The organism is Streptomyces sp. NBC_00554, assembly GCF_041431135.1.
GTDB lineage: Bacteria > Actinomycetota > Actinomycetes > Streptomycetales > Streptomycetaceae > Streptomyces.
The window spans coordinates 417,722-438,923 of sequence record NZ_CP107799.1 but is presented as its reverse complement, the minus strand read 5'-3'; the positions used below and the strand labels follow the sequence as shown (position 1 = coordinate 438,923).

Genomic DNA, 21,202 nt, shown 5'->3' with positions numbered 1-21,202 from the left:
CGGGGCGCGCGCCTTGACGCTCCACGGCCCTCACGACTTAACTCACGCCTTGAGATTTCCGCTCTCGCACCCCCAGATGCCTCGCCCGGGCCCCCGCCCAGGTCATCCCCCCGCGCCTCTCGGAGCCTCATGTGCCCAAGTCCCACCGCACGCCGACCTGGACGCGCCGCAGGGTCCTCGGCGCGACGGCCGGCGGCACCGCGGCCGCCGCACTCGGCGCGGTCGGCATCGCGCGGGCCGCTTCGGCGGCCACCACGAGCGCCACCGCCAGCGCTCCCGGCGACGTCGTCGGCAAGATCACCGTGGGCTACCAGGGCTGGTTCGCCTGCAAGGGCGACGGCGCACCGATCAACGCCTGGTGGCACTGGGCCCCCAACAGCGCCCAGACCCCGTCCCCTTCCAACAACGGCATCAAGGCCTGGCCCGACGTCCGCGACATCACGAAGACGTACCCGACGGCGTTCGGCAACCTCGGCAACGGCCGCACGGCCTCGCTGTTCTCCTCGTACGACCAGCAGACCGTGGACGCCCACTTCCTGTGGATGCAGCAGTACGGCATCGACACCGCCGCGCTCCAGAGGTTCAACCCCAACGGCAGCGAGGGCCCGACGCGGGACGCCATGGCCCAGAAGGTGCGCGGCGCCGCCGAGGCGTACGGGCGGAAGTTCTACGTCATGTACGACGTCAGCGGCTGGACCGCCATGCAGTCGGAGATCAAGACCGACTGGACGAACAAGATGTCCGCCCACACGCAGAGTTCGGCGTACGCGCTCCAGAACGGCAAGCCTGTCGTGTGCATCTGGGGCTTCGGATTCAACGACGACAAGCACGCGTTCAGCGCGGACGCCTGCCTCGACGTCATCAACTGGTTCAAGGGCCAGGGCTGTTACGTGATCGGCGGCGTGCCGACCTGGTGGCGCACCGGCACCGGCGACTCGCGTTCAGGCTGCTCAGACGTCTACCACGCCCTCAACATGATCTCGCCGTGGATGGTGGGCCGGATCGGCAACGCCTCCGACGCCGACAACTTCTACACCCAGGCAACCGTGCCGGACCTGGCCGACTGCGCCGCCCACGGCATCGACTACCAGCCGTGCGTGCTGCCCGGCGACGTCGCCGAACGCCAGCGCGCCCACGGGGACTTCATGTGGCGGCAGGTCTACAACATGGTCAGGGCCGGAGTGCAGGGCATCTACATCTCCATGTACGACGAGTACAACGAGGGGAACCAGATCGCCAAGACCGCCGAGTCGCAGGCCTGGGTCCCCACGGACTCGGGACTGCTCGCCCTCGACGAGGACGGCACGGCCTGCTCCTCGGACTACTACCTGCGCCTGACCGGTGACGGCGGCCGCATGCTCAAGGGTGAACTCGCCCTGACCGCCACCCGCCCCACCCAGCCCTTCGTCAACGGCACTTCCGCGGGCACCCCGGCCACCGCCACGATCACCCTCAAAGCGCGGGCCAACAGCAAGTTCGTCACCGCGGAGAGCGCAGGCGCCAAGTCCCTGATCGCCAACCGCGACTCGGTCGGCTTGTGGGAACGGTTCGACCAGATCGACCTGGGCAACGGCAGCATCGCCCTGCGCTCCCGCGCCAACGGCCGTATCGTCAGCGCGGTCGACGCGGGCGCCTCCGCCCTGATCGCGGACCGCACCGCCATCGGCACCTGGGAGACCTTCCAACTGGTGGACAACTCCAACGGCACGGTCAGCCTGCTCGCCTCCGCCAACGGCAAGTACGTGACGGCCGACAACGGCGGAGCCGACCCGCTCATCGCCAACCGCACGGCGATCGGGACGTGGGAGCAGTTCGACCTCGCGACGGTCTAGTCACTGACCCAGGCGACCAATTCCGGTGCGGGTCCTAGTCACTGGTTCAGGCGGCTAGTTCCGGTGCGGGTCGCCCTCGGGCAACCAGGCGTCCGGGGTGTGGATCCCGAGGTCGCCCACCCTGTTGCAGAGGGCGTCGACGAGGGCGAGGACCGCGGGGCGGTTCTCGCTCTCGCGCCGGACCAGGGACCAGGTCCAGTGCACCTCCGGTGCGACGATCGGGCGTTGGACCAGGTCGGGCGGCAGGGGAGTGGTCTGGCCCTTGGGGGAGTTGATGACCGGACGGTTGCTGCGGCGTACGTGGTCGAAGAACGCGGGTCCGGTGATGCCATTGTCGGCGATGTGTACCGCGCGGGCTCCGGTGTCCCGGGCCAGTTGTTCGGCATAGATGTTCCAGGACGACCAGGAGGTGGTGTCGTCGTCGAGGAGGACGACGGTGCCCCGGGCGGCCACGTCGCTCGTGTCGTCGCCGGTTGCAACGGCGTACAGCCGGTCGGCGCCGATGAGCCGGGCGTGCAGGCCGCGCTTTTCCAGGTCCTCGGTCCGTACCCAGCACACGGCGAGGTCCAGGCTGCCGTCGGCGACCCGGGCGGCCTGGGTGTGCGAGGGCGCGATCCAGGCGTCGATGTGGAGTTGGGCCACCCCGGCGGCGCGGGCGGTCAGGTCGGGCGGGAGCCAGTTGACGTAGCCGAGCCGTACCGGTTCCGAACCGGACAGTCGGCCGGCACGCCGCTGGAGGTCCTCCGCCCGTTCCAGCAGTGCGCGGGTGTGCGGGAGCAGGGCCGAACCGGCCGGGGTGAGGGACACCGAACGGCGGTCACGAACGAACAACTGCACCCCTAGGTCGCGTTCGAGCGCCTTGATCTGCTGCGACAGGGAGGGGCCCGCGATCAGCAGCCGCGCGGCGGCCCGGCCGAAGTTCAGTTCCTCGGCGACCGCAACGAAATACCGCAGTTGGCGCAGTTCCACGCCTGTCATGCTACGTCGGTGAGAGGCCACGCCTCCCAGCAGGGAGCAAGCCCGTCGTGGCGGCGCCCCTGCCGCAGGCGGACGATGAGCGTATGACAACCCGACGGCATGCGAGCGCAGTGGTCCCCGCCGGTATCCGGCGGGTTGAAGCGGTGCAGCCGGTCGCCGACCCGGCAGGACCGACGGGCTCGGAGTTCGCCGACGATCGGCCGCCCGCTTCGACGCTCAGCTGGACGTCCTTCGACGCCCCCGGCAGACAGGCTGAACCTGCCGCCCCCCGGTACGCCGGCCGCCGTCCGATCACACCGCGACGGCCGCCTCGCTGAAAACACCGCGGCAGCCGACCCTCTGAAAACACAGGCCTCCCACCACCCGTACGCCCCGGCCGTCGCCGGACGCCCGACCGAACGGAGCAGGACGATGCGAGAGTTCCTGGTCGAGATCACCACCACCGTCCCCGAGGGCACCAGCCAGGACGAGGTCGACCGGCGGCGCGCCGCCGAAGCCGTCCGTGCCCGGGAACTGGCCGGCACCGGCAACCTGGCGCGGCTGTGGCGCCCGGTCGGAGAGTTGCGCAGCATCGGCGTCTGGCGGGCCGCCGACGAGGACGAGCTCCATGAGAAGGTGCTCGGCACGCTGCCACTGAGCCCGTGGATGACTTTCACCGTCACCGCCCTCGAGTCCCACCCCAACGACCCGGGCCGGACCGACGCCACGCAGTGACGTCACATTCCCCGTCCGTTCACCGCCGAGTTCACGGCGGTGAGTCGTGGCCGCCCGGAAGCCCGCGCGATCTCACAAGGACTTCGTCATGAGCGTACGAGCCCTGCGCGACGCCCGGGCACGAGGAAGCGCGGCGCTCCACTCGCCCTGGGGGCACGTCGTCCAAGCCGCCGCGGCGCTCGCCGCGGGCATGGGGGTCGGCCGGTTCGTCTACACCCCGATCCTCCCCCTGATGCATGCTCAGGCGGGGCTGTCCGCGGGTGCCGGCGCGAATCTGGCCACCGCCAACTACATCGGCTACCTCGTGGGCGCGCTCGCCGGCATCGCGGCCCCCGCGCTGGTCCGCTCACCCGCTCTCCTGCGCACCGCCCTGATCGTGCTGACCGTCAGTCTGGCCGCCATGCCCGCCACACACAGCACAGCCGTATGGATCGCGCTGCGGCTACTGGCCGGAGTGATGAGCGCGCTGATCTTCGTCATCGCGGTCAGTTCCCTTCTCAGCCACCTGCGGGAGCACCCGGCCCACCTGCCCGGCTGGGCCTTCGGCGGCGTCGGCGCAGGCATCGCACTGTCCGGCCTGCTCGTCCTCGTTCTTCGTTCCGCTGCCGACTGGCGGGCCGCCTGGTGGGCCTCGGCCGCACTTGCCGCGGTCCTCGCCGCCGTCTCGTGGAACCTCCGCCCCGAGGCATATCCCACGCCAACCCCCGAATCCGGCAGGGCCCCGGCCGACGGACCGGAGATGCGCACGCACCGCTGGTTCACCGCCCTCTTCGCCTCCTACACGCTGGAGGGCGTCGGCTACATCGTCGCCGGCACCTTCCTGGTCGCCGCGATCGAGCAGAGCCCCCCGGGGTGGATCGGCAGCGGCGCCTGGGTGTTGGTCGGTCTGGCGGCGGTGCCTTCCTCGGCGCTGTGGGCCTGGCTCGGGCGCCGCTGGTCCCGCCCCGATCTGCTGCTGGCCGCGCTCCTCGTCCAGGCGGCCGGCATCGCCCTGCCCGCCCTGATCGGCGGAGTAGCAGCCGCCCTGGTCTCCGCGGTCCTGTTCGGCGCGACTTTCATCGGCATCAGCACCCTTGCCCTCGCAACCGGGGCCCATCTCCGGGTCCCGCGCTCGGTCGCGCTGCTGACCGCCGGATACTCCGTCGGCCAGATCCTCGGTCCCCTGGTCGTCGCTCCGCTGCTCGACCACGGCTACCGCCAGGCGCTGATCCTGGCCGCCGTCGTGGTCCTCGCGGCTGCCACAGCCGCCGCCGTGCTGCGCATCGGCTTCCCGCACGACATGGTGGAAGGGCGACACGCCATCCCGGTACGACGGTCGGCTCCTGCGGAAACCACCCCGGACACGGGCAGACTCGGCGCCTGATGGAGCCGAGCCGCGGTCGGCCGACCGTTCACCGTCCGGTCGTCGGTTTCCGTCCGAGGCGCCCGTCCAAAGCAACCGCTTGTCCGCCGCGGCATCCGGTCTCGCCCCCCGGGGCGTGGTCGGGCACCGGCGACGTATCGTCACCCATGCCTCTGGCGTATCGCCACCTGCCTCTGATGTGGAGCCCGTCATGACCACACCGCGCGACCTGTTGATCATCACCATGGATGTCTCGTCCGGTCGTTCCGTCGAGCAGGGCAACCTGTCGCTGGCGCTCGCGGGAGCCGAACTGATCGACCTCATCGACGCCCAGGCGCTCACCCTGGACGGCGACGGCATCGTGCCCGCAGCGCCGCGGACCATGGGTGACCGGCTGCTGGACGAGGCGGCGGCGTCGCTCACCCGCCAGGCGCCGTACGAGCCCATCGAGGACTGGCTGTGGCGCCGAGGCCGTGACCTGGCCGCGGCCTACCTGGCCGCCCTGGAGGCGGAAGGCCAAGTGGCCCGGCCACGCCACCGCTGGAATCCCATTCGGACCGGCCCGGCCGTGTGGGGCGACGCCTCGGCACGTCGACGGGCGGCCGACCGCTGGACGTCGGGCGAGCCCGTCCTCGCCGGCCTCGCGGCCGCCGCGGGCATCCGCGACGAACCCACCGAAGAGGTCACCGGCCTCGCCGACGAAGCGGTCGTGACCGTACTGGCCGCTGTCCACGACGCGGTGACGGAACTGGAAGCCGTACGGCAACGGCGAAGTATCGAAAACGCGGCCTTCGACAACATCTGGCGCGGCCCGTGACGAAGACACCGGCGGGCAACGAGCTGTGTCCTTCGTCAGCGGCGGACCGGCATCAGACGCCGGCCGCGACCCCGCCCGCCGCGCGGCCACCGAGCAGCGCCAGGGAGTTCCCCCACAGTGAGCCGAGCCGTTGCGTGTTGTTGTAGAGCTTGGCGAAGAGGACCTGCCCCTCCAATTGGGCCACCACCGACCGCGCGGCCTCCCGGGTATCGGTCACGGTGACCTCGTGGCGCTCCAGAGCCTCGGCGATGACCGAGTCGACCATCTCGACCTGGGCCTCGAAGATCTCCTGCAGCCGCATGCGGATGGCCTCCGTCTGGTTGCTCAGCTCCAGAGTGAGGTTCCCGAACAGGCAGCCCGAGACGGTGCCGCAGCTCTGCTGCCCGGCGCGCTGCCCGGCCTCCGTCTCCTCGAAGAGCCGACGTAGCCGGTCCAGTGGTACTGCGTCTTCATTCAGGATGCGCGTCCAGCCGGCCTTCTGGCCGGCCCAGTGCTCGTCGATCACGGCCAGCGCGAGAGCTTCCTTCGATTCGAAGAAGTAGTAGAAGCTGCCCTTGGGTACACCGGCCGTCTTGCAGATCTCGGCCACACCCAGAGCCGAGTAGCCGCGCAGCTCGATGAGTGTCTGCGCGGCACTGAGGATCTTCTCCCTGGCGTCGCTGGTTCGTCCCATGAGTCGAGTGTACGACCGGTCGACTATCTCTTACTAGACCGGTCGGCTAGCGTGAGTGGCCGCCCGGAGAACGAGTGGGTGCTGACCAGGAGGCGGCGTTCGCTTCAGTCGGCCACCTTCACCACCGCTGTCGCCCCCGCCCGAACCGTCGGCGTCGCGTACGTGTACGTCACGCCGTCGACCGTCTTGGTCCGTACGCGCTGGGGGACACCGTTGACCGTGATCTTCTTGTGGACGCCCTGGAAACGGGCCTCCCAGTGGTAGGCGCCGCTGCGCGCGTTGTTCGTCAGCGTGGACTTCGTCGCGCCGTCGTGCCGCACGGTGATGGTGCTCGTGCCGATGGGTATGTCGGCGGTCTGGAGCCACTTCATGCCGGACGGCAGCCGCGACTGCGTGGTCACCGTGCGGTTCGCCGCGTCCGGTGTGATGCCCATCAGGCCCTCGACGGTCTGACTGACCAGGGTGAACGACACCTCGGGGTAGTCACCGTTGGGGCCCTGGCTGGAGTTGATGTGCTGGATCTCCCGCTGGCCGTAGATCTTCTTCATCCACGTCCAGGCTGTGTCGTTGCGGTTGTTCTTGAAGAACATGTCGGGCAGGTACGTCGTCGACTCGATGTTGGGCGACCCCTCAGGACCCAACTCCTGCGTCTGGATGTAGTCGAGATAGGCGTCGTTGCGCGGGCCGGGATCGAGGATCTGCTTCATCGGCACGAACACGCTGTTCTCCTTGCCCCAGCCGGTGACCGGGGCGCCGGACGTGGTGTACGCGCGGACCATGTCGGCTCCGCTTCCGCTGCCGCTCCATTCGTCGTTGAAGTACGCCTTCAGGTCTGCGGCACGCCGGTCGAACGTCTTGGCCAGCGCGGTGTCGCCCTTGCCGCGCGCGAGCGTGGCCATCGCCAGATACGCCTGGTACTGCGAGGCGATGCCGTCCCCGGCCTCGGCGAGGCCGTCGCCGTCCTGCTCGTTGTAGCTGGCGGCGCCGGCGAAGATGCCGTTGCCCGTGCCCTCGGCGACCTTGACCTTGCCGTTGGGCTTGGCGGCGTTGTGCAGGTCGATGAACTCGTCGGTGGAGTGCAGATAGAAGTCCCACAGCGCCGGGTCGTCGACGTAACTCTGGTCGCCGGTCCACCGGTAGGCCTGTCCGGCCTTCTCGACGAGTTCGAAGACGGCCGGCACCTCACGCACGTAGTTGTCCGGGCTCTTGTAGTCGATGCTCAGATAGGTCTGGGCGTCGAAGTTGAGGGCCCACACCGGGAAGTACTTGTGCTCGGCGGTGGCCGAAGACGCGTACGAGCGGAGCATCGTCCTGTTCGCGACGTCGAGGCCGAGGATGTGGGCGCCGGCGAGCTGGTGGGTCATGTCGCGGGAGTAATAGGCGCTGCGGTTGGCGTATCCGGCCCAGTAGGTGGCCGCGTACTGCGCGGTGCCGGTGCCGCCGGTCTGGTACTCGTCGACGTTGATCGGGCCGGTCGTGCCGGGCAGTTGAGCCCAGCTGTTGGCCTTCTTCTTGGCCCAGCCGAACATCTCGACGACCTCGGGGTCGGACGAGGTGACCTTGGGGTCGGCGGGCGCGGCGGGGGAGATCATCAGATCGTCGGCGTTGACCCAGGCGCTGCCGGAGCCGAAGGCGATCTCCAGCCGGTCGCCGGTCTTCAGCTCGACGCGGCTGATGGTGTACCGGGCGTAGGCGCGACGCTGCGGCAGGGTGATCGTCTCGACGGTCTCGCCGTTGCGCCGGACCGTGTATGTGCCGCCGTCGCCGGCGCTCCCGATCCACGCGGAGAAGTCGTAACTGCCGTTCCGGGGCGCAACAAGGCTCAGTTGCGCGCTCTTGCCGGCTCCGGCGTCCAGGTAGAGGAAGCGGGCGCCGCCGTGGGAGTTGCCGGTGCCGACCCCGGTGCCCGCGCCGAAGGTCCAGCCGGTGCCGCCGTTCTCGAAACCCGGGTCGGGGAGGGCGAGTTGGGGCGGGGCGGCGGTGGTGTCCGGCGAGGGAGCCGCGCCGTCTCCCGGAGCTGCCGTGGCCGTCAGTGCGGGGGCCATCGGAGTGAGCAGGGCAACAGCGGTAAGCAGCATGAGCCTTGAGGGCTTCATCGGGTCTCCCGGTCTTCGGTGACGGCGGGTTGGGGGCCGAGTGGTGGCGGAAAGCTAGCAGGGGCCGAAGAGGAGATTCAACGGTCATGCGCAAGAAACATGCAAGACATGCAGTCTGAATGCTCTCTAAGAAGCGATGTCAGACAGAAAGCTTTCACCCGTCTATTGCAAGTCGGATCCATCGCTTGCTAGCTTCCAGCCGCGCCACAAGAGCCGCGCACCCGCCGGAACCCCGGAGCAGCCATGGATGCCTCGCCCGTGAATCAGCCACCGCCGGACGACCCTCCGCGAGGCGGTCTGGACCGACGGCGCCTGCTGGGGATCGGCGGTTCGCTCCTGGCCGCCGGGGCAGGGACCCCGCTGCTCGGCGCCTGCTCGGTGACCGGCGCAACCAAGGCCGGGAGGCTCGGCGATCCGGACCGGGCCGCGATCACCGTCTGGAGCTGGCAGGGCCCCGCAGCCGCCATGAAAGCGCTGGTCCCCGCCTTCCAAACGCAGCATCCCGGGATCGACGTCACCGTCCAGGACATCGGGAACCCGGCGATCTGGGACAAGATCACCACAGCGATGGCGGCCGGCGGACAGGGCCTCGCGGACGTCCTGCACATCGGCGTCGACTATCTCCCCGCCTACACCGAGAAGTTCCCCGACGGTCTCGCCGACCTCGGCCCGCTCGGCGCCAATCGCTACCGCGACGCCTTCGCCGACGGCATGTGGCAGTCCGTCACCCGCAAGGGCAAGGTCAACGCCCTTCCCTGGGAGGCCAATTCGGCGGGGTTCTACTATCGGGCCGACCTCTTCGAGGCCGCCGGTGTCGACGGCGAGGCGCTGGCGACATGGGACGACGCCATCGACGCCGGGAAGAAGATCAAGAAGGCGACTGGGGTCCATCTCCTGGGCATCGACAAGCCCGCCTCGCAGCCGGACGCCGCCAACTTCTTCCAGATGCTGCTCCAGCTCCAGGGCACGTTCTACTTCGACGCCGCGGGCCGGATCACCCTCGGTTCCCCCGAGGCCGTCACCGCGATGACCCTCATCAAGGAGATGAACGACGCCGGCCTGGTCAGCGATCTGGCGGGCGGCTGGACCGCGTTGGAGAACTCCATCAAGTCCGGCACCGCGGCTGTACTGCCCTGGCCGACCTGGTTCGGCAGCATCATCGAGGGCCTGGTGCCCAAGGAATCCGGCAAGTGGAAGGTCCGCCTGCCACCAGCGGTGAAGCCCGGCGGCACCACGGCCGCGACCGTCAACTCCACCCATCTCGCCGTCGCGGGCTCCAGCATGCACCAGGCCGCCGCCTGGGCCTTCGTCGAGTACATCCTGACCAGGCCGGAGTCGCAGGAGGCCATCTACCGCAGCAAGGGCATCGCCCCCGCCCTGCTCAAGGCGTACGAGGCCCCCGTCTTCCACGAGCCGTCGAAGTTCTTCAGCGGCCAGCACAAGGGCGAGATCTTCCTGAACGCCCTCAAGGCACGCTCGCCCGCGGTCAATTACTCAGCCGACTACGCCCGCGCACTCAAGACCGTCGCCGACGCGCAGACCCAGGTGCTGCTCAAAGGAGCCGACCCCGCCCGGGCCCTGCACAACGCCGCCGACCAGCTCGCCCGCCAGACCGGACGGGAGCTCGCCTCATGACCACGACCACCACTGACGGCGTCCTCACAGCCGCTGGCGTCTCCCGCCCGGCGACCGCGCCCCGCCCCACCGCGCGGATCCTGCGCCGACGAGCCGTCCCGTATCTCTTCATCCTCCCCGCGCTCGTCCTCTTCGCCGTCTTCAAGCTGTACCCGATCGGCTCGTCGTTCCTGATGAGCCTGTACGAGAACGTCAACGGCACCCAGGAGTTCGTGGGCGCAGGCAACTACACGCGAGCGCTTGACGATCCGCTGCTGTGGACCGCGCTGAAGAACACCGCCATCATCCTGGTCGTCCAGGTACCCGTCATGCTGGCGCTGGCCGTCGGTATCGCCGTCGCCCTCAACTCGACGGTCCTGCGCGGCCGGGCCTTCTTCCGGCTCGGCTTCTTCATGCCGACGGTGACCGGGCTCGTCGCGTACGGCATCATCTTCGCCGTCCTGCTCAACACCCAGTACGGGCTGGTCAACTGGCTGCTTGGCCTGGTGGGCATCGGCGAGGTCCCCTGGCTGACCGATCCGCTGTGGGCGAAGATCTCCCTCGGCCTCGCACTGACCTGGCACTACACCGGCTACAACGCGGTGATCTTCCTCGCCCGGCTCCAGTCGCTGCCCACCGAGCTGTACGACGCGGCGGCCGTCGACGGCGCCTCCGCCTGGCAGTCGTTCCGCCACGTCACCCTGCCGGGGCTGCGGCCCGCGCTCCTGCTGACGACGGTGCTGTCCACCATCGGCACCCTTCAGCTCTTCGACGAGCCGTACGTCCTGACCGGCGGCGGACCCGACAACGCCACCCTCACCATCGGCGTGTACCTCTACCAGAACGCCTTCAAATACTTCGACTTCGGCTACGCCTCGGCCGTCGCGTACATCCTCACCGTCCTGATCGGCATCCTGGGCATCGTGCAGTTCCGCCTGCTGGGAGAGAAGTCGTGACCCTCACCGCCACCCGGCCGCGGCCAGGCCGCACGCCCCGCTCGCTCCTGGTGACCTCCTCGCTGGGCATCGCCGTGGCGGCCGTCCTGCTGCCGTTCTACTGGCTGATCATCGCCGCCACCCACAGCTCCAAGGAGATCTTCGACAGCCCGCCGCCGCTGCTGCCCGGCGGGCACCTGATGGACAACCTCTCCACCCTTGAGTCCTCGGCGCAGTTCAGCCAGGTCATCGTCAACTCGCTGCTGATCACGGTCATTTACACCCTCGCAGCGGGCGCAATCTGCACACTGGCCGGATACGGCTTCGCCAAGTTCCGCTTCCGCGGCAGCGGCGCGCTGTTCGGGCTGCTGATGCTCGGGCTCGTCATCCCCACGCAGGTCACGCTGATCCCGCTGTTCAAGATGATGGTCGACCTGGAATGGCTGGGCACCTACCAGGCCGTCATCATGCCCAACCTCGCCCTGCCGTTCGGAATCTTCCTGATGCGGCAGTCGATGGCCGCGCTGCCCGACGAACTCATCGACTCCGCACGGATGGACGGCTGCGGAGAGTTCAGGCTCTTCCTCAAGGTCGTCCTGCCGCCGATGAAGCCGGCGCTCGCGGCCCTCGCCATCTTCCTGTTCCTCTTCCAGTGGAACGACTTCATCTGGCCTCTGGTCGTCCTGCGCGACGCAGGCGAGTTCACCATCCCCGTCGCGCTGGCCTCCCTCCAGGGCCTGGACCAGACCGACTACGGCGCACTGCTCACCGGCACGGCCCTCGCCGCGATCCCGATGGCCCTTGTCTTCCTCGCACTCCAGCGCCACTTCGTAGCCGGGCTCCTCGCCGGTGCCGTGAAGGATTGACTTCCTCCCCCGCCTAAAGGCGGGGGGTTCCAGCGGTCGCCCGCTGGGTTTCCTGTTTCACCGACGACTGCCCCGTCCGGGAGGACTCCCGTTGAGGTCTTACACCGCCTCCACAGGCCGAGACGGCCAGCCCGGCCGCCTTGATGTTGCGCGCCGCGTTCACGTCGCGGTCATGCACCGCGCCGCAGTCGCACGTCCATGCGCGGACGTTCAGCGGCAGCTTCGCCCGGATCGTGCCGCAGGCCCCGCACAGTTTCGAGCTGGGGAACCAGCGGTCGATCACCACCAGGTCGCGCCCGTACCAGGCGCACTTGTACTCCAGCATCGACCGCATCTCGGTCCACGACGCATCAGAGATCGCGCGGGCGAGGGTGTGGTTCTTGACCATGTTGCGGACGGTCAGGTCCTCGATCACGACCGTTTGGTTCTCACGGACGAGTCGGGTGGTCAGCTTGTGCAGGAAGTCCCGGCGCCGGTCAGCGATCCGCGCGTGGACCTTGGCCACCTTCCGGCGGGCCTTGGCCCGGTTCGCGCCGTCACCCTTGGCCTTGCGGGACAGCTCCCGCTGCGCCTTCGCCAGGTGCGCCCGGTCACGCCGCTCATGCTTCGGGTTGGCGATCTTCTCTCCGGTGGACAGGGTCACCAGGGAGGTAATGCCCGCGTCGATCCCGACCGCCGCTGGGCTGGCCGGTGCCGGGGTGATGGTGTCGTCACAGAGCAGCGACACGAACCAGCGCCCGGCCGCGTCCTGGGACACGGTCACCGTGGACGGCCGTGCGTTTTCAGGGAGCGGCCGGGACCACACGATGTTCAGGGGTTCGCGCATCTTGGCCAGCGTCAGGGTGCCGTCCCGGTAGCGGAATGCCGAGCTGGTGTATTCGGCGGAGCGGCGGGATTTCTTCCGGGACTTGAAGCGCGGGTACTTCGCCCGTCCCTCGAAGAAGTTGGTGAACGCGCCTTGCAGGTGCCGCAGGCACTGCTGCAGCGGGACCGAGGAGACCTCGGTCAGGTAGGTGAGTTCCTCTGTTTTCTTCCAGGCGGTGAGCATCGCCGAGGTGGCGTTGTAGTTGACCCTCTCCTGCCGCTGGTACCACGCGGTGGTACGGGCTTGGAGGGCCAGGTTGTAGACCTTCCGCACGCAGCCGAATGTGCGCGACAGCTCTGCCGCCTGCGCATCGTCCGGGTAGAAGCGGTACTTGAACGCCCGCTTCACGTGAGTGGCCATATCTCACAAACTAACATGCCAGCTTGTGAAAGCCTACCCGGTATCAACTGGGACCACGCCGATCCGCCCTGGCGGCGAATCGGCTTCTCCTGCCCTGCTCCGCAGGAGTCCGATTCCTCCCTTGCCCAAAGGCCGGGGTTTCCACGGAGGTTCCGTATGACCCTGAGCACCACCCGTCGTGTCACCCCCGGCACGACCATCCAGCCCGTCACCACGGCCGAACTGCCACCGGCACGCTACGAGCCACTCCTCGACGGCGTCCGCATCGCGGTCCTCGCCCACGCGCCCGGCGTCGGAGCGCACTGGACGCTGACCGAACTCGGCGACGGGCAGGCCCTGTTGGAGATCCGGACGGACGGTGGGCCGGCACCGACGGAGGTGAGGATGAGCGTGCCGCTCGGCGACGCGGCCGGCTACTGGCACCCCGGCGCCGGCTGGGAGCGCACCCTCGTCGCCGACTGGGCGGGCCGCTCACGGGTCAGCCTCGTCGACGGCACCGCCGCCGGCTGTCTCTACGACCACGACGGCCGCACCCGGCTCACTTTCGCCGTCGCCGACCCGGTCCCCGAGACCGATGTCGTCTTCGGGGTCTCCGAGGAGAACGACACCCACGTGGTGCACCTGCACCTGGCTCCCGCACCCGACGGCACCCCGCGCCGCATCCTGCTGGCCCGCTCCGCGCCCACGGTCGCGACGGCCATGCGAGGGCTGCGGAAGTGGTTCACCGCGCAACCGCAGTGCGCACCCATGCCGGTCCCCGACAGCGCCAAGTCGCCCGTCTACTCCACCTGGTACGCCTTCAACCAGCGTGTGGACGCCGCATCGGTCGAGGCCGAGGCCCGCCTCGCCGCCTCCCTCGGCTGCGAGGTGCTCATCCTCGACGACGGCTGGCAGGAGTACGGCAGCGGCCGCGGCTACGCCGGGTGCGGCGACTGGCGCCCCGACCCGGCGAAGTTCCCCGACTTCACCGCACACGTGTCCGCCGTACGCGCGCAGGGCCTGCGCTACCTGGCATGGATCGCCCCGCTGCTGCTCGGCCCCGGCGCCGACTGCGCCGGACAACTCACCCCCTACGCCCCCGCGCCCGCCGGTGTCCCCGGCGCCCACGTCCTCGACCCGCGCCGCCCCGAGGTCCGCGACCACGTCATCCGCCTGTGCACCCGACTGGTCGCCGACCACGGCCTCGACGGACTCAAGATCGACTTTCTGGACGAGGCCATGGCGTACCGCGGCGACGGCTCGTACGCCCACCACCCAGGCACCGACATCAGCGATGTCGGCCAGGCCATGACCGTCCTGCTCACCGACCTGCGCGCCGCACTCGAACAGCTGCGGCCCGACGGCGAGTTGCTGCTCGAACTGCGCCAGCCGTACGTCGGCCCCGGCATGGCCCCCTTCGGCAACATGCTGCGCTCCTTCGACTGCCCGGGCGACGCCACCGGCAACCGGGTGCGCACGCTCGACACCGCCCTGCTCGCCGTCGGCGGCGCGGTCCACGGCGACATGCTCCTGTGGGACAAGGAAGCGCCCACGCACGCGGTGGCACGGCAGTTGATCGGCTCCCTGCACTGCGTCCCGCAGATCTCCGTACGGCTGACCGACCTGTCCGGCGAGCACCGCGAGACGCTGGCGTTCTGGCTCGCCGAGTGGCGGCGACTGCGGCCGGTGCTGCTGCACGGAGACGTCGAACCCGGCCGGCCCGACGAGCTCTGCACCCTGGTCACCGCTGCACGCGGAACGGCCTGCGTCACCACCGTGCACAGCGACCGGATCGTGCCCGTCGACACCACCGCCTACGACGACATCACCCTGGTCAACGGCACGGCGTCGGACCGTCTTGTGGTGGAGATGACCGGCGGGCAACGCCCGTTGCGCATGACCGTCCGTGACGAACGTGGACGTATCATCGACGACTGCGAACGGTCGCCGGCACCGGGGCTGCACATCGTGCCCGTACCTCGCTCGGGGCTGGTGGCACTACGGGCGGCGGAGGGAACAGAATGAAGGTCGGCATCACCGAGGTCGCGGACCGGGCGCAGGTGAGCGAGGCCACGGTCAGCCGTGTCATCAACCGGCGTCAGGGTGTGTCACGCAAGACCCGCGAGGCGGTCGAGCAGGCGATGGCCGACCTGGGGTACGAGCGGCAGACGCGGGGTCAACTCATCGCGGTCATCACGGAGTTCGTCTCCAACCCGTTCTTCGCCGACGTCTGCGAACGCATCGAATCCACCCTCGCCCCGCACGGCCTCAAAACGATCCTCTGCCCGTGCTTCCCCGGCGGAGTGCAAGAGCTGGACTTCGTGACCTCGCTCGCCGACCGGGGCGTCGCCGCCGTCGTCTTCCTCTCGTCCAGCAACACGATCGAGGGCGCGGACCCGGAGGCGTACGAACTCCTGCGCTCCCGCCGGATCCCGTTCGTCGGGGTCAACGGCCAGTTCGAGGGCGTGAGCGAGGCGCCGGTGTTCTCCACGGACGACCTGCTGGCCGCCGAACTCGCCGTCGACCATCTGTACCGGCTCGGCCACCGCCGTATCGGCATGGCATCGGGCCCCGTCGGAAACCGCCCCGCCGACCGCCGGGTCAGCGGCTTCGTCTCCTCGCTCGCCAGACGCGGTGTCGAGGACCCGGAGCAGTGGGTGGTCCGGCAGTCCTACACCGTCGAAGGCGGCCAGTCCGCCGCGATCTCGCTGCTTGGCCGCGGCGCCACCGCCATCGTCGCCGCCAGCGACTACATGGCCCTGGGCGCGATCCGCGGCGCGCGCCGCCAGGGGTACGAGGTCCCGGGCGACGTGTCGGTCGTCGGCTACGACGGCGCCATGATCATGGACTTCGTCGACCCCCCGCTCACCACGGTCCGCCAGCCGGCCGACCGCCTGGCCTCGGAGGTGGCCCGCAGCATCCTCGCCCTGGTCGGCAACCGCGACGTCCCCGTCGGTGAACTCCTCTTCGACCCCGAGCTGGTGATCCGGGCGAGCACGGCGGCGCCGAAAGCGCGGTGAGGCACGTGGGAAGCCGGTAGTTCCGGGGGCGGGGGACTGTGGCCGGTCCGCTGTAGCATGAACCGGAAATTCACCGCCTTTCTGGGAGTCGAGCGATCGAGATGGCGTCGAGCCCCGGCACTGACCGGCCCCCGTTGCGCCGGGATGCCGAGGCCAACCGCCGTCGTGTCCTGGCCGCGGCCCGTGAGGTGTTCCGGGAGCGGGGGGTGGAGGCGAGCCTCAGTGACATCGCCGCTCATGCCGGGCTGGGCCTGGGGACCGTGTACCGACGCTTCTCGAGCAAGGAAGAGCTGGTGGACGCGCTCTTCGACGACATGGTCGACACCCTCGCGAGTGCGGCGGAGGAGGGTCTCGCCGACCCGGACGCGTGGCGTGGACTGGTGACGAGCATGGAGAAGGCCTGCGAGGTCCAGGCCTTCGACCGGGGACTGCGCGAGGTGATGCTCGGCGCCTCGGTCGGCCCGCGGCGACAGGCTCAGGTCCTCGCTCGGATCACGCCCGCGATGGATGCCTTGATCGGCCGCGCGAAGGAGCAGGGCGCGCTGCGTGCGGACGTGATGCCCGTGGACATCCCCATGATTCAGCTGATGGTGGCCGCGATCACCGACCGCACGGGGCAGCCCGATCTGTGGCGCCGGTATCTGCGGCTGATCCTGGACGGCCTTCGGGCGGAGCCCGGCGCGGCCTCCGACCTGCCCGAGATCGCCATCGGTGACACCGGGTTCATGGACTCGCTCGACGAGTCGAGCGAGCGCGAGGCCCGCGAACGGGCTCCTCGCTAGGTCCCCGTCGCGGTCGGAACGGGTCCGCGGGATCCGCCCGCCGCCCGGGCTCACCGGCCCCTTGTCTCCTCGTACTCAAGGCACCTCACTGCCTGCTGTGATCCCAGCCCACGCATGGCGCTGAACACTGCCCTGCCCGCACACAAGTGGGAATCGCATTCCCACTTAGTGCTATCGTGCCTCAGGAAGTGGGAATCGAGTTTCCACTTGTTGAGTTCGGGTGACCGGAGGAGAACGATGGCCAAGGAAGAGAACATGAAGGCGGCCGGGGGCAGGAAGTCCAGGAGGGCCGGTATGGGACTTGCGGCATCCGTGGTGCTCGGGCTGGCGCTGACGGCCTGCTCCTCGGACAGCGGGAGCACGACCGCCGACGCGTCGGCCTCGAAGTCGACGGAGTGCCCGGCCTCCCAGGCGGCGGGCGGACAGGCGGGTTCCGGAGCCCCGAGCGGAGCCCCGAGTGGGGCGGCCGGAGGTGCGTCCCTGTCCTTCGCGAAGACCGTCAAGGCGAGCGACACCAGCACCAGCACCGTCATCGACCCGACCGGTGCGCAGATCCAGTGCGGGACGGTCGAGGTCGCCACGCACAGCGACGTCGTCTACTCCACGCCGACGACGGCCGACGGCAAGAAGGCGGAACTGAAGCTGGATCTCCAGGTCCCCGAGACCGACGGCAAGAAGCCGCTCGTCGTCTACATGACCGGCGGCGGCTTCTCCATGGCTGACAAGACCGGCAACCTGAATCAGCGGACGTACGTCGCCGAGCAGGGCTACGCCGTCGCCAGCATCGAGTACCGGACTGTCACCAGTGGCGCCACCTACACGGAGACGCTGCAGGACGTGAAGTCCGCGATCCGTTACTTGCGGGCGCACGCCGACGAGTACGGCATCGACCCGGCGAACGTCGCGGTGTGGGGGCAGTCCGCCGGTGGCTATCTCGCCGCGATGGCAGGAACCACCAATGGCGTCGAGGAGTTCGAGGCCGGCGAGAACCTGGACCAGAGCAGCGACGTGCAGGCGGTCGTCGACGAGTTCGGTCCCGGCGACCTGTCCAAGACCGCCTCCGACTTCGACGCCGCGACCCAGAAGACGTACCTGGCCGCCGGTACCAGCTCTGCGCAGTTCGTCTTCGGTGCCGGCACCAAGAAGTCCCTCGACGACGACCCGAGTGCCATTGAGGCCGCGGATCCCAGCACGTACGCGGACTCCTCGGACCCCGCCTTCATGCTGCTGCACGGAAGCGACGACCGTCTCGTCTCACCGAGTCAGACCCTGACCCTGCACAACACGCTGCGCGCCAAGGGCGTCGACAGCACCCGCTACGTCCTCAAGGGCGCGGACCACGGTGACCTGTCGTTCATGGGCGGAGACTCCTCGGCCGGGCTCAAGTGGTCGACGGAGCAAGTGATGGGCGACATCGTGACGTTCCTCGGCAAGCACCTCGGCGGCTGACCGACCCGCCCTGGTCACCCGTAAATCCCACCCCGCCCCCGTCACCCGAAAATTCTTGGCCGCCGGTCACGAGTTTTCGGGTGAAGAGAACTTCATCAGGCGAACGAGTCTTCTACTCCCAGCAGTGCACCGCATTCCCACTCCGCTCACACCCCAAGGGGTCGACGATGACTCTTCCCGGCACTAAAGACGCACACCCCCGGCACACCTTCCGTTCCGTCTTCCCGGTACTGGCCCTGTGCTGGCTGGCGGTGTTCTTCGACGGCATGGACGTCAACATCTACGGGGCCGTCATGCCGCACATGCTCGAGGACGACGGCCTCGGCCTGACCCCTTCGACCGCCGGTACCATCGGCAGCTGGACCACCTTCGGCATGCTCATCGGCGCGCTCACCGCGGGCAACATCACGGACTGGCTCGGCCGCCGGCCCATCCTGGTGAGCAGCGTGACGCTCTTCTCCCTCGGCTCCGCGCTCTGCGCCATGGCCGGAACGACCACACTGTTCGGCGCCGGGCGGTTCATAGCCGGACTGGGGCTCGGCGGCCTGATGCCGCTGTGCCTCGCGATGGTCATGGAGTTCGCCCCGCCCCGCCGGGCCGCACTCACCACGGGGCTGCTGATGACCTCGTACCACGCGGGCGGTATGGCGGCGACGGTCCTCGGGCTGACCGTCGCCCCCTCGGCGGGCTGGCGCTGGGTGTTCTGGGCCGGCGTGCTGCCGGCCGTGATCGCCGTCCCCCTGCTGGCGAAACTCATGCCCGAGTCGCCCGCTGTCCTGCTCTCCCGCGGCCACCACGAGCAGGCCGACCGGGTCGCCGACCGCTACGGCCTGCCCCGGCCCACACCGGTCGCGAGCCCGGCCGCCGGAGCCCGGGGCCGACTGGACGCCGTCCTCGCACTGTTCCGCCCCGAATCCCGTTGGGCGACCCCGCTGTTGTGGCTGGCGTCCTTCTGCGGACTGCTCCTCGTCTACGGAGTCAGCACCTGGCTGCCCACCATGATGAAGGCCTCCGGCTACGGAATGACGTCCTCCGTGAGCTTCCTGCTGGTCATCAACGCGGGCGGAATCGTGGGCATGCTGATCGCCGGCCGGGCCGCCGACCACTTCGGACCGGTACGGGTATCGGCGATCTGGTTCACCCTGACCGCGGCAGGCGCGCTACTGCTCCAGTCGCACCTGCCGCTCGGCCTGACCTACGTCGTCGTGGCGCTGACCGGCGTCTGGCTGTTCAGCGCCCAGGTGATGGTGTACGCGACCTCGAACTCCCTCTACCGGGACAGCGAACGGGCCACCGGACTCGGCTGGGTCACCGGTGTGGGCCGCGCCGGCGCCGTCGTCGGACCGTCACTGGTCGGCACCCTCGCCTCCAACGGCAGCGAGAGCTGGGGCTTCACCGCCTTCGCACTGGCCGGAGTGACCGGGGCGATCGCCATAGCCCTGGTACCCGCCGCCGGCCGACTTGGCAGCCGTGCCCGTACCGGCCCGGTGCCGACGCCCGCCGCGTCGGACGCCTGAGAGGTTCTACGAGAACGACGTCAGGGTCAGACGGATCCCGGCGGGGGCGGTGTCCTGGATGTACGAGGCGAAGTCGGCCACGTCGTCGAAGGCGAAGCCGTAGGCCTTGCCGTCGGCCGTGGCCGCGTGCACGGCCTTGGCATAGTGATTGGTGAGCGAGGTCCGGTAGAACGACGCCGGGTCGGTGGTGGGCTGGGACGCGGTGCTCACCAGCGTCGTACGGTTGAACGCCGCGCCCAGAACAGCGGCGACCGGCCCGGTCGTACCATCGTTGGGGGCGGCGAGCGCACCGTCGCAGAAGAGGACGTCGCGGGTGGAAGGCTTGGCGAAGGCGGCGGTCGCCGGTCCGGTGAAGGAGAGGGTGCCGCCGCCGACCCGGCCGGTGAAGGCGCCCGCGTTCGTGGTGATCGTCAGGTCCTTGCCGGCGTAGGTGCTCCAGGCCTCGTCGATGTACGAGGCGAAGTAGTCCTTGGCGAAGAGCCCGGCGTCCAGGCCGTGTCCGGGTGCGATGACCCGCACATCGTCCACGACCAGCGGGGCGAACGCGTCGACGGCCCTCACCGCGGAGAAGACCTTGTCGCGCCCGCCCGGGACCAGGGTTCCGGTGGTCTGGTCGGCGGAACCGGTGAGCCGGATCGCCATCGGCACGCTGAACATGTCGACCATGGTCGTGTTGCAGAACATCCCGGCCGCGTTGTACGTGAACTCGGCGCAGTCGTGCAGCACGTCGTAGTTGGGGTCGGAGGTGACCCACCCCGCCGGGTACTGGAGCGCCGCGTTGCCCGCGCCGTCGGTCACGGCCTTGAACTTCAGCTTGCTGCCCAGCGCGACGTATATACGGCCCGACATGTACGGGATCGACAACGTTGTCTCGCCACTGGACGCCAACGGGATGGCGTAGTCGGTGAATCCGTCGGAGCCGTTGTCGGACAGCGCGATGGGCGCCAGGGCGCCATCGGCGGTGACCCGCACCTGTTGTCCACCCTGGTTGCCGACGATGTAGACATGGACCGAGGAATTGGCGTACGCGCCGGTGGAGTTGGAGACGGTCAGCGGGAGTGCTCCCGCGGCCTTCGTGCCGGAGCCGTCAGGTGCGACCGCTCCCAGCGCCCGAGGCGCGACCAGAGCGAGGCCGGGGCCCGCGACTGCGGCAGCGGCGAGCGAGGCGAACATCCTTCTGCGGGTGATCATGTCAGTCTCTGTTCCTGTCCGGTGTGGGGGGAGAGCCGAACGGGCCCGATGCTACGCAGAAAGATTGCTTTGGCCAATGGATTGCCGGGCTGCTGAAACACCCCTGAACTGCGGGTATTTCAGCATCCCGGCTCCATAAGGGTCTCTTAGGGCCTGCTTAAGCAAAGCCCTC

Annotated in this window: 17 protein-coding genes; 12 read left to right on the top strand and 5 right to left on the bottom strand. The window is 69.2% G+C overall.

Translation table 11 applies throughout. From position 1 onward, the window contains the following. The first annotated feature begins 131 nt into the window (after positions 1 to 131). Complete coding sequence (locus tag OG266_RS02120; RefSeq protein ID WP_371542043.1) at positions 132 to 1,832, top strand: xylosidase; 1,701 nt, start codon at positions 132 to 134, stop codon at positions 1,830 to 1,832. A gap of 54 nt (positions 1,833 to 1,886) precedes the next feature. Here OG266_RS02120 and OG266_RS02115 read toward each other — a convergent pair whose 3' ends face one another. After that, positions 1,887 to 2,810 carry a LysR family transcriptional regulator gene (locus OG266_RS02115; RefSeq protein WP_371542041.1) on the bottom strand — a complete coding sequence of 308 codons (924 nt, stop codon included), beginning with the start codon at positions 2,808 to 2,810 and terminating at the stop codon, positions 1,887 to 1,889. A 411-nt stretch (positions 2,811 to 3,221) separates the two neighbouring features. Between OG266_RS02115 and OG266_RS02110 the strand changes: the two genes are divergently transcribed. The 3 genes from OG266_RS02110 to OG266_RS02100 all read left to right on the top strand — a co-directional run bounded on the left by OG266_RS02110 (position 3,222) and on the right by OG266_RS02100 (position 5,683). Continuing rightward, the gene (locus tag OG266_RS02110) at positions 3,222 to 3,524 is read left to right on the top strand and encodes a muconolactone Delta-isomerase family protein (RefSeq protein WP_329543570.1); all 303 of its coding nucleotides are present in this window, start codon (positions 3,222 to 3,224) and stop codon (positions 3,522 to 3,524) included. Between the two features lie 88 nt (positions 3,525 to 3,612). Continuing rightward, positions 3,613 to 4,887, top strand: coding sequence for a YbfB/YjiJ family MFS transporter (locus OG266_RS02105; protein ID WP_371542039.1), 1,275 nt, complete (start codon positions 3,613 to 3,615; stop codon positions 4,885 to 4,887). Positions 4,888 to 5,077: 190 nt separating this feature from the next. After that, positions 5,078 to 5,683, top strand: a complete 606-nt coding sequence (locus OG266_RS02100; protein ID WP_371542035.1) for a GPP34 family phosphoprotein — start codon at positions 5,078 to 5,080, stop codon at positions 5,681 to 5,683. A gap of 52 nt (positions 5,684 to 5,735) precedes the next feature. Here OG266_RS02100 and OG266_RS02095 read toward each other — a convergent pair whose 3' ends face one another. Together OG266_RS02095 and OG266_RS02090 are read right to left on the bottom strand one after the other, a co-directional pair. Further along, the gene (locus tag OG266_RS02095) at positions 5,736 to 6,356 is read right to left on the bottom strand and encodes a TetR/AcrR family transcriptional regulator (protein ID WP_371542032.1); all 621 of its coding nucleotides are present in this window, start codon (positions 6,354 to 6,356) and stop codon (positions 5,736 to 5,738) included. A gap of 104 nt (positions 6,357 to 6,460) precedes the next feature. Continuing rightward, positions 6,461 to 8,452 (bottom strand): hypothetical protein, encoded by a 1,992-nt coding sequence (locus tag OG266_RS02090; RefSeq protein ID WP_371542029.1) that lies wholly within the window; start codon positions 8,450 to 8,452, stop codon positions 6,461 to 6,463. A gap of 258 nt (positions 8,453 to 8,710) precedes the next feature. Here OG266_RS02090 and OG266_RS02085 point away from each other — a divergent pair, with 258 nt between their 5' ends. The 3 genes from OG266_RS02085 to OG266_RS02075 are packed head-to-tail and all read left to right on the top strand — an operon-like array spanning position 8,711 to position 11,867. Then, on the top strand, positions 8,711 to 10,087 hold the full coding sequence (locus tag OG266_RS02085) for an ABC transporter substrate-binding protein (protein ID WP_371542027.1): 1,377 nt from the start codon (positions 8,711 to 8,713) through the stop codon (positions 10,085 to 10,087). Then, positions 10,084 to 11,022, top strand: coding sequence for a carbohydrate ABC transporter permease (locus OG266_RS02080; RefSeq protein ID WP_371542023.1), 939 nt, complete (start codon positions 10,084 to 10,086; stop codon positions 11,020 to 11,022). The genes OG266_RS02085 and OG266_RS02080 overlap by 4 nt, the downstream gene beginning before the upstream one ends. Then, entirely contained in the window at positions 11,019 to 11,867 is an 849-nt protein-coding gene (locus tag OG266_RS02075; RefSeq protein WP_371542021.1) for a carbohydrate ABC transporter permease, read from the top strand. The genes OG266_RS02080 and OG266_RS02075 overlap by 4 nt, the downstream gene beginning before the upstream one ends. A 13-nt stretch (positions 11,868 to 11,880) precedes the next feature. Here the strand turns inward: OG266_RS02075 and OG266_RS02070 are convergent, their stop codons facing one another. Next, positions 11,881 to 13,092: an RNA-guided endonuclease InsQ/TnpB family protein gene (locus OG266_RS02070; RefSeq protein WP_371542018.1), complete on the bottom strand. Its 1,212-nt coding sequence runs from the start codon at positions 13,090 to 13,092 to the stop codon at positions 11,881 to 11,883. 156 nt (positions 13,093 to 13,248) lie between these two features. Here OG266_RS02070 and OG266_RS02065 point away from each other — a divergent pair, with 156 nt between their 5' ends. The 5 genes from OG266_RS02065 (at position 13,249) to OG266_RS02045 (ending at position 19,839) form a co-directional block, all read left to right on the top strand. Next, positions 13,249 to 15,096: a glycoside hydrolase family 36 protein gene (locus OG266_RS02065; protein ID WP_371542015.1), complete on the top strand. Its 1,848-nt coding sequence runs from the start codon at positions 13,249 to 13,251 to the stop codon at positions 15,094 to 15,096. Beyond that, on the top strand, positions 15,093 to 16,091 hold the full coding sequence (locus OG266_RS02060) for a LacI family DNA-binding transcriptional regulator (RefSeq protein ID WP_371542012.1): 999 nt from the start codon (positions 15,093 to 15,095) through the stop codon (positions 16,089 to 16,091). The genes OG266_RS02065 and OG266_RS02060 overlap by 4 nt, the downstream gene beginning before the upstream one ends. 101 nt (positions 16,092 to 16,192) lie before the next feature. Further along, on the top strand, positions 16,193 to 16,873 hold the full coding sequence (locus OG266_RS02055; protein WP_371542009.1) for a TetR/AcrR family transcriptional regulator: 681 nt from the start codon (positions 16,193 to 16,195) through the stop codon (positions 16,871 to 16,873). A 237-nt stretch (positions 16,874 to 17,110) separates the two neighbouring features. Beyond that, positions 17,111 to 18,322 (top strand): prolyl oligopeptidase family serine peptidase, encoded by a 1,212-nt coding sequence (locus OG266_RS02050; protein ID WP_371542006.1) that lies wholly within the window; start codon positions 17,111 to 17,113, stop codon positions 18,320 to 18,322. Between the two features lie 167 nt (positions 18,323 to 18,489). Further along, the gene (locus OG266_RS02045; RefSeq protein ID WP_371542004.1) at positions 18,490 to 19,839 is read left to right on the top strand and encodes an MFS transporter; all 1,350 of its coding nucleotides are present in this window, start codon (positions 18,490 to 18,492) and stop codon (positions 19,837 to 19,839) included. Between the two features lie 6 nt (positions 19,840 to 19,845). Here the strand turns inward: OG266_RS02045 and OG266_RS02040 are convergent, their stop codons facing one another. After that, positions 19,846 to 21,030 (bottom strand): glycoside hydrolase family 64 protein, encoded by a 1,185-nt coding sequence (locus OG266_RS02040; protein ID WP_371542001.1) that lies wholly within the window; start codon positions 21,028 to 21,030, stop codon positions 19,846 to 19,848. Between the last annotated feature and the right edge of the window lie 172 nt (positions 21,031 to 21,202).

Excerpts from the sequence above, each read along its gene's own strand:
- OG266_RS02115 (WP_371542041.1), bottom strand. The coding sequence starts at position 2,810 with ATGACAGGCGTGGAACTGCGCCAACTGCGGTATTTCGTTGCGGTCGCC.
- OG266_RS02110 (WP_329543570.1), top strand. The coding sequence starts at position 3,222 with ATGCGAGAGTTCCTGGTCGAGATCACCACCACCGTCCCCGAGGGCACC.
- OG266_RS02105 (WP_371542039.1), top strand. The coding sequence starts at position 3,613 with ATGAGCGTACGAGCCCTGCGCGACGCCCGGGCACGAGGAAGCGCGGCG.
- OG266_RS02100 (WP_371542035.1), top strand. The coding sequence starts at position 5,078 with ATGACCACACCGCGCGACCTGTTGATCATCACCATGGATGTCTCGTCC.
- OG266_RS02095 (WP_371542032.1), bottom strand. The coding sequence starts at position 6,356 with ATGGGACGAACCAGCGACGCCAGGGAGAAGATCCTCAGTGCCGCGCAG.
- OG266_RS02090 (WP_371542029.1), bottom strand. The coding sequence starts at position 8,452 with ATGAAGCCCTCAAGGCTCATGCTGCTTACCGCTGTTGCCCTGCTCACT.
- OG266_RS02080 (WP_371542023.1), top strand. The coding sequence starts at position 10,084 with ATGACCACGACCACCACTGACGGCGTCCTCACAGCCGCTGGCGTCTCC.
- OG266_RS02070 (WP_371542018.1), bottom strand. The coding sequence starts at position 13,092 with ATGGCCACTCACGTGAAGCGGGCGTTCAAGTACCGCTTCTACCCGGAC.
- OG266_RS02065 (WP_371542015.1), top strand. The coding sequence starts at position 13,249 with ATGACCCTGAGCACCACCCGTCGTGTCACCCCCGGCACGACCATCCAG.
- OG266_RS02060 (WP_371542012.1), top strand. The coding sequence starts at position 15,093 with ATGAAGGTCGGCATCACCGAGGTCGCGGACCGGGCGCAGGTGAGCGAG.
- OG266_RS02055 (WP_371542009.1), top strand. The coding sequence starts at position 16,193 with ATGGCGTCGAGCCCCGGCACTGACCGGCCCCCGTTGCGCCGGGATGCC.
- OG266_RS02050 (WP_371542006.1), top strand. The coding sequence starts at position 17,111 with ATGGCCAAGGAAGAGAACATGAAGGCGGCCGGGGGCAGGAAGTCCAGG.
- OG266_RS02045 (WP_371542004.1), top strand. The coding sequence starts at position 18,490 with ATGACTCTTCCCGGCACTAAAGACGCACACCCCCGGCACACCTTCCGT.
- OG266_RS02040 (WP_371542001.1), bottom strand. The coding sequence starts at position 21,030 with ATGATCACCCGCAGAAGGATGTTCGCCTCGCTCGCCGCTGCCGCAGTC.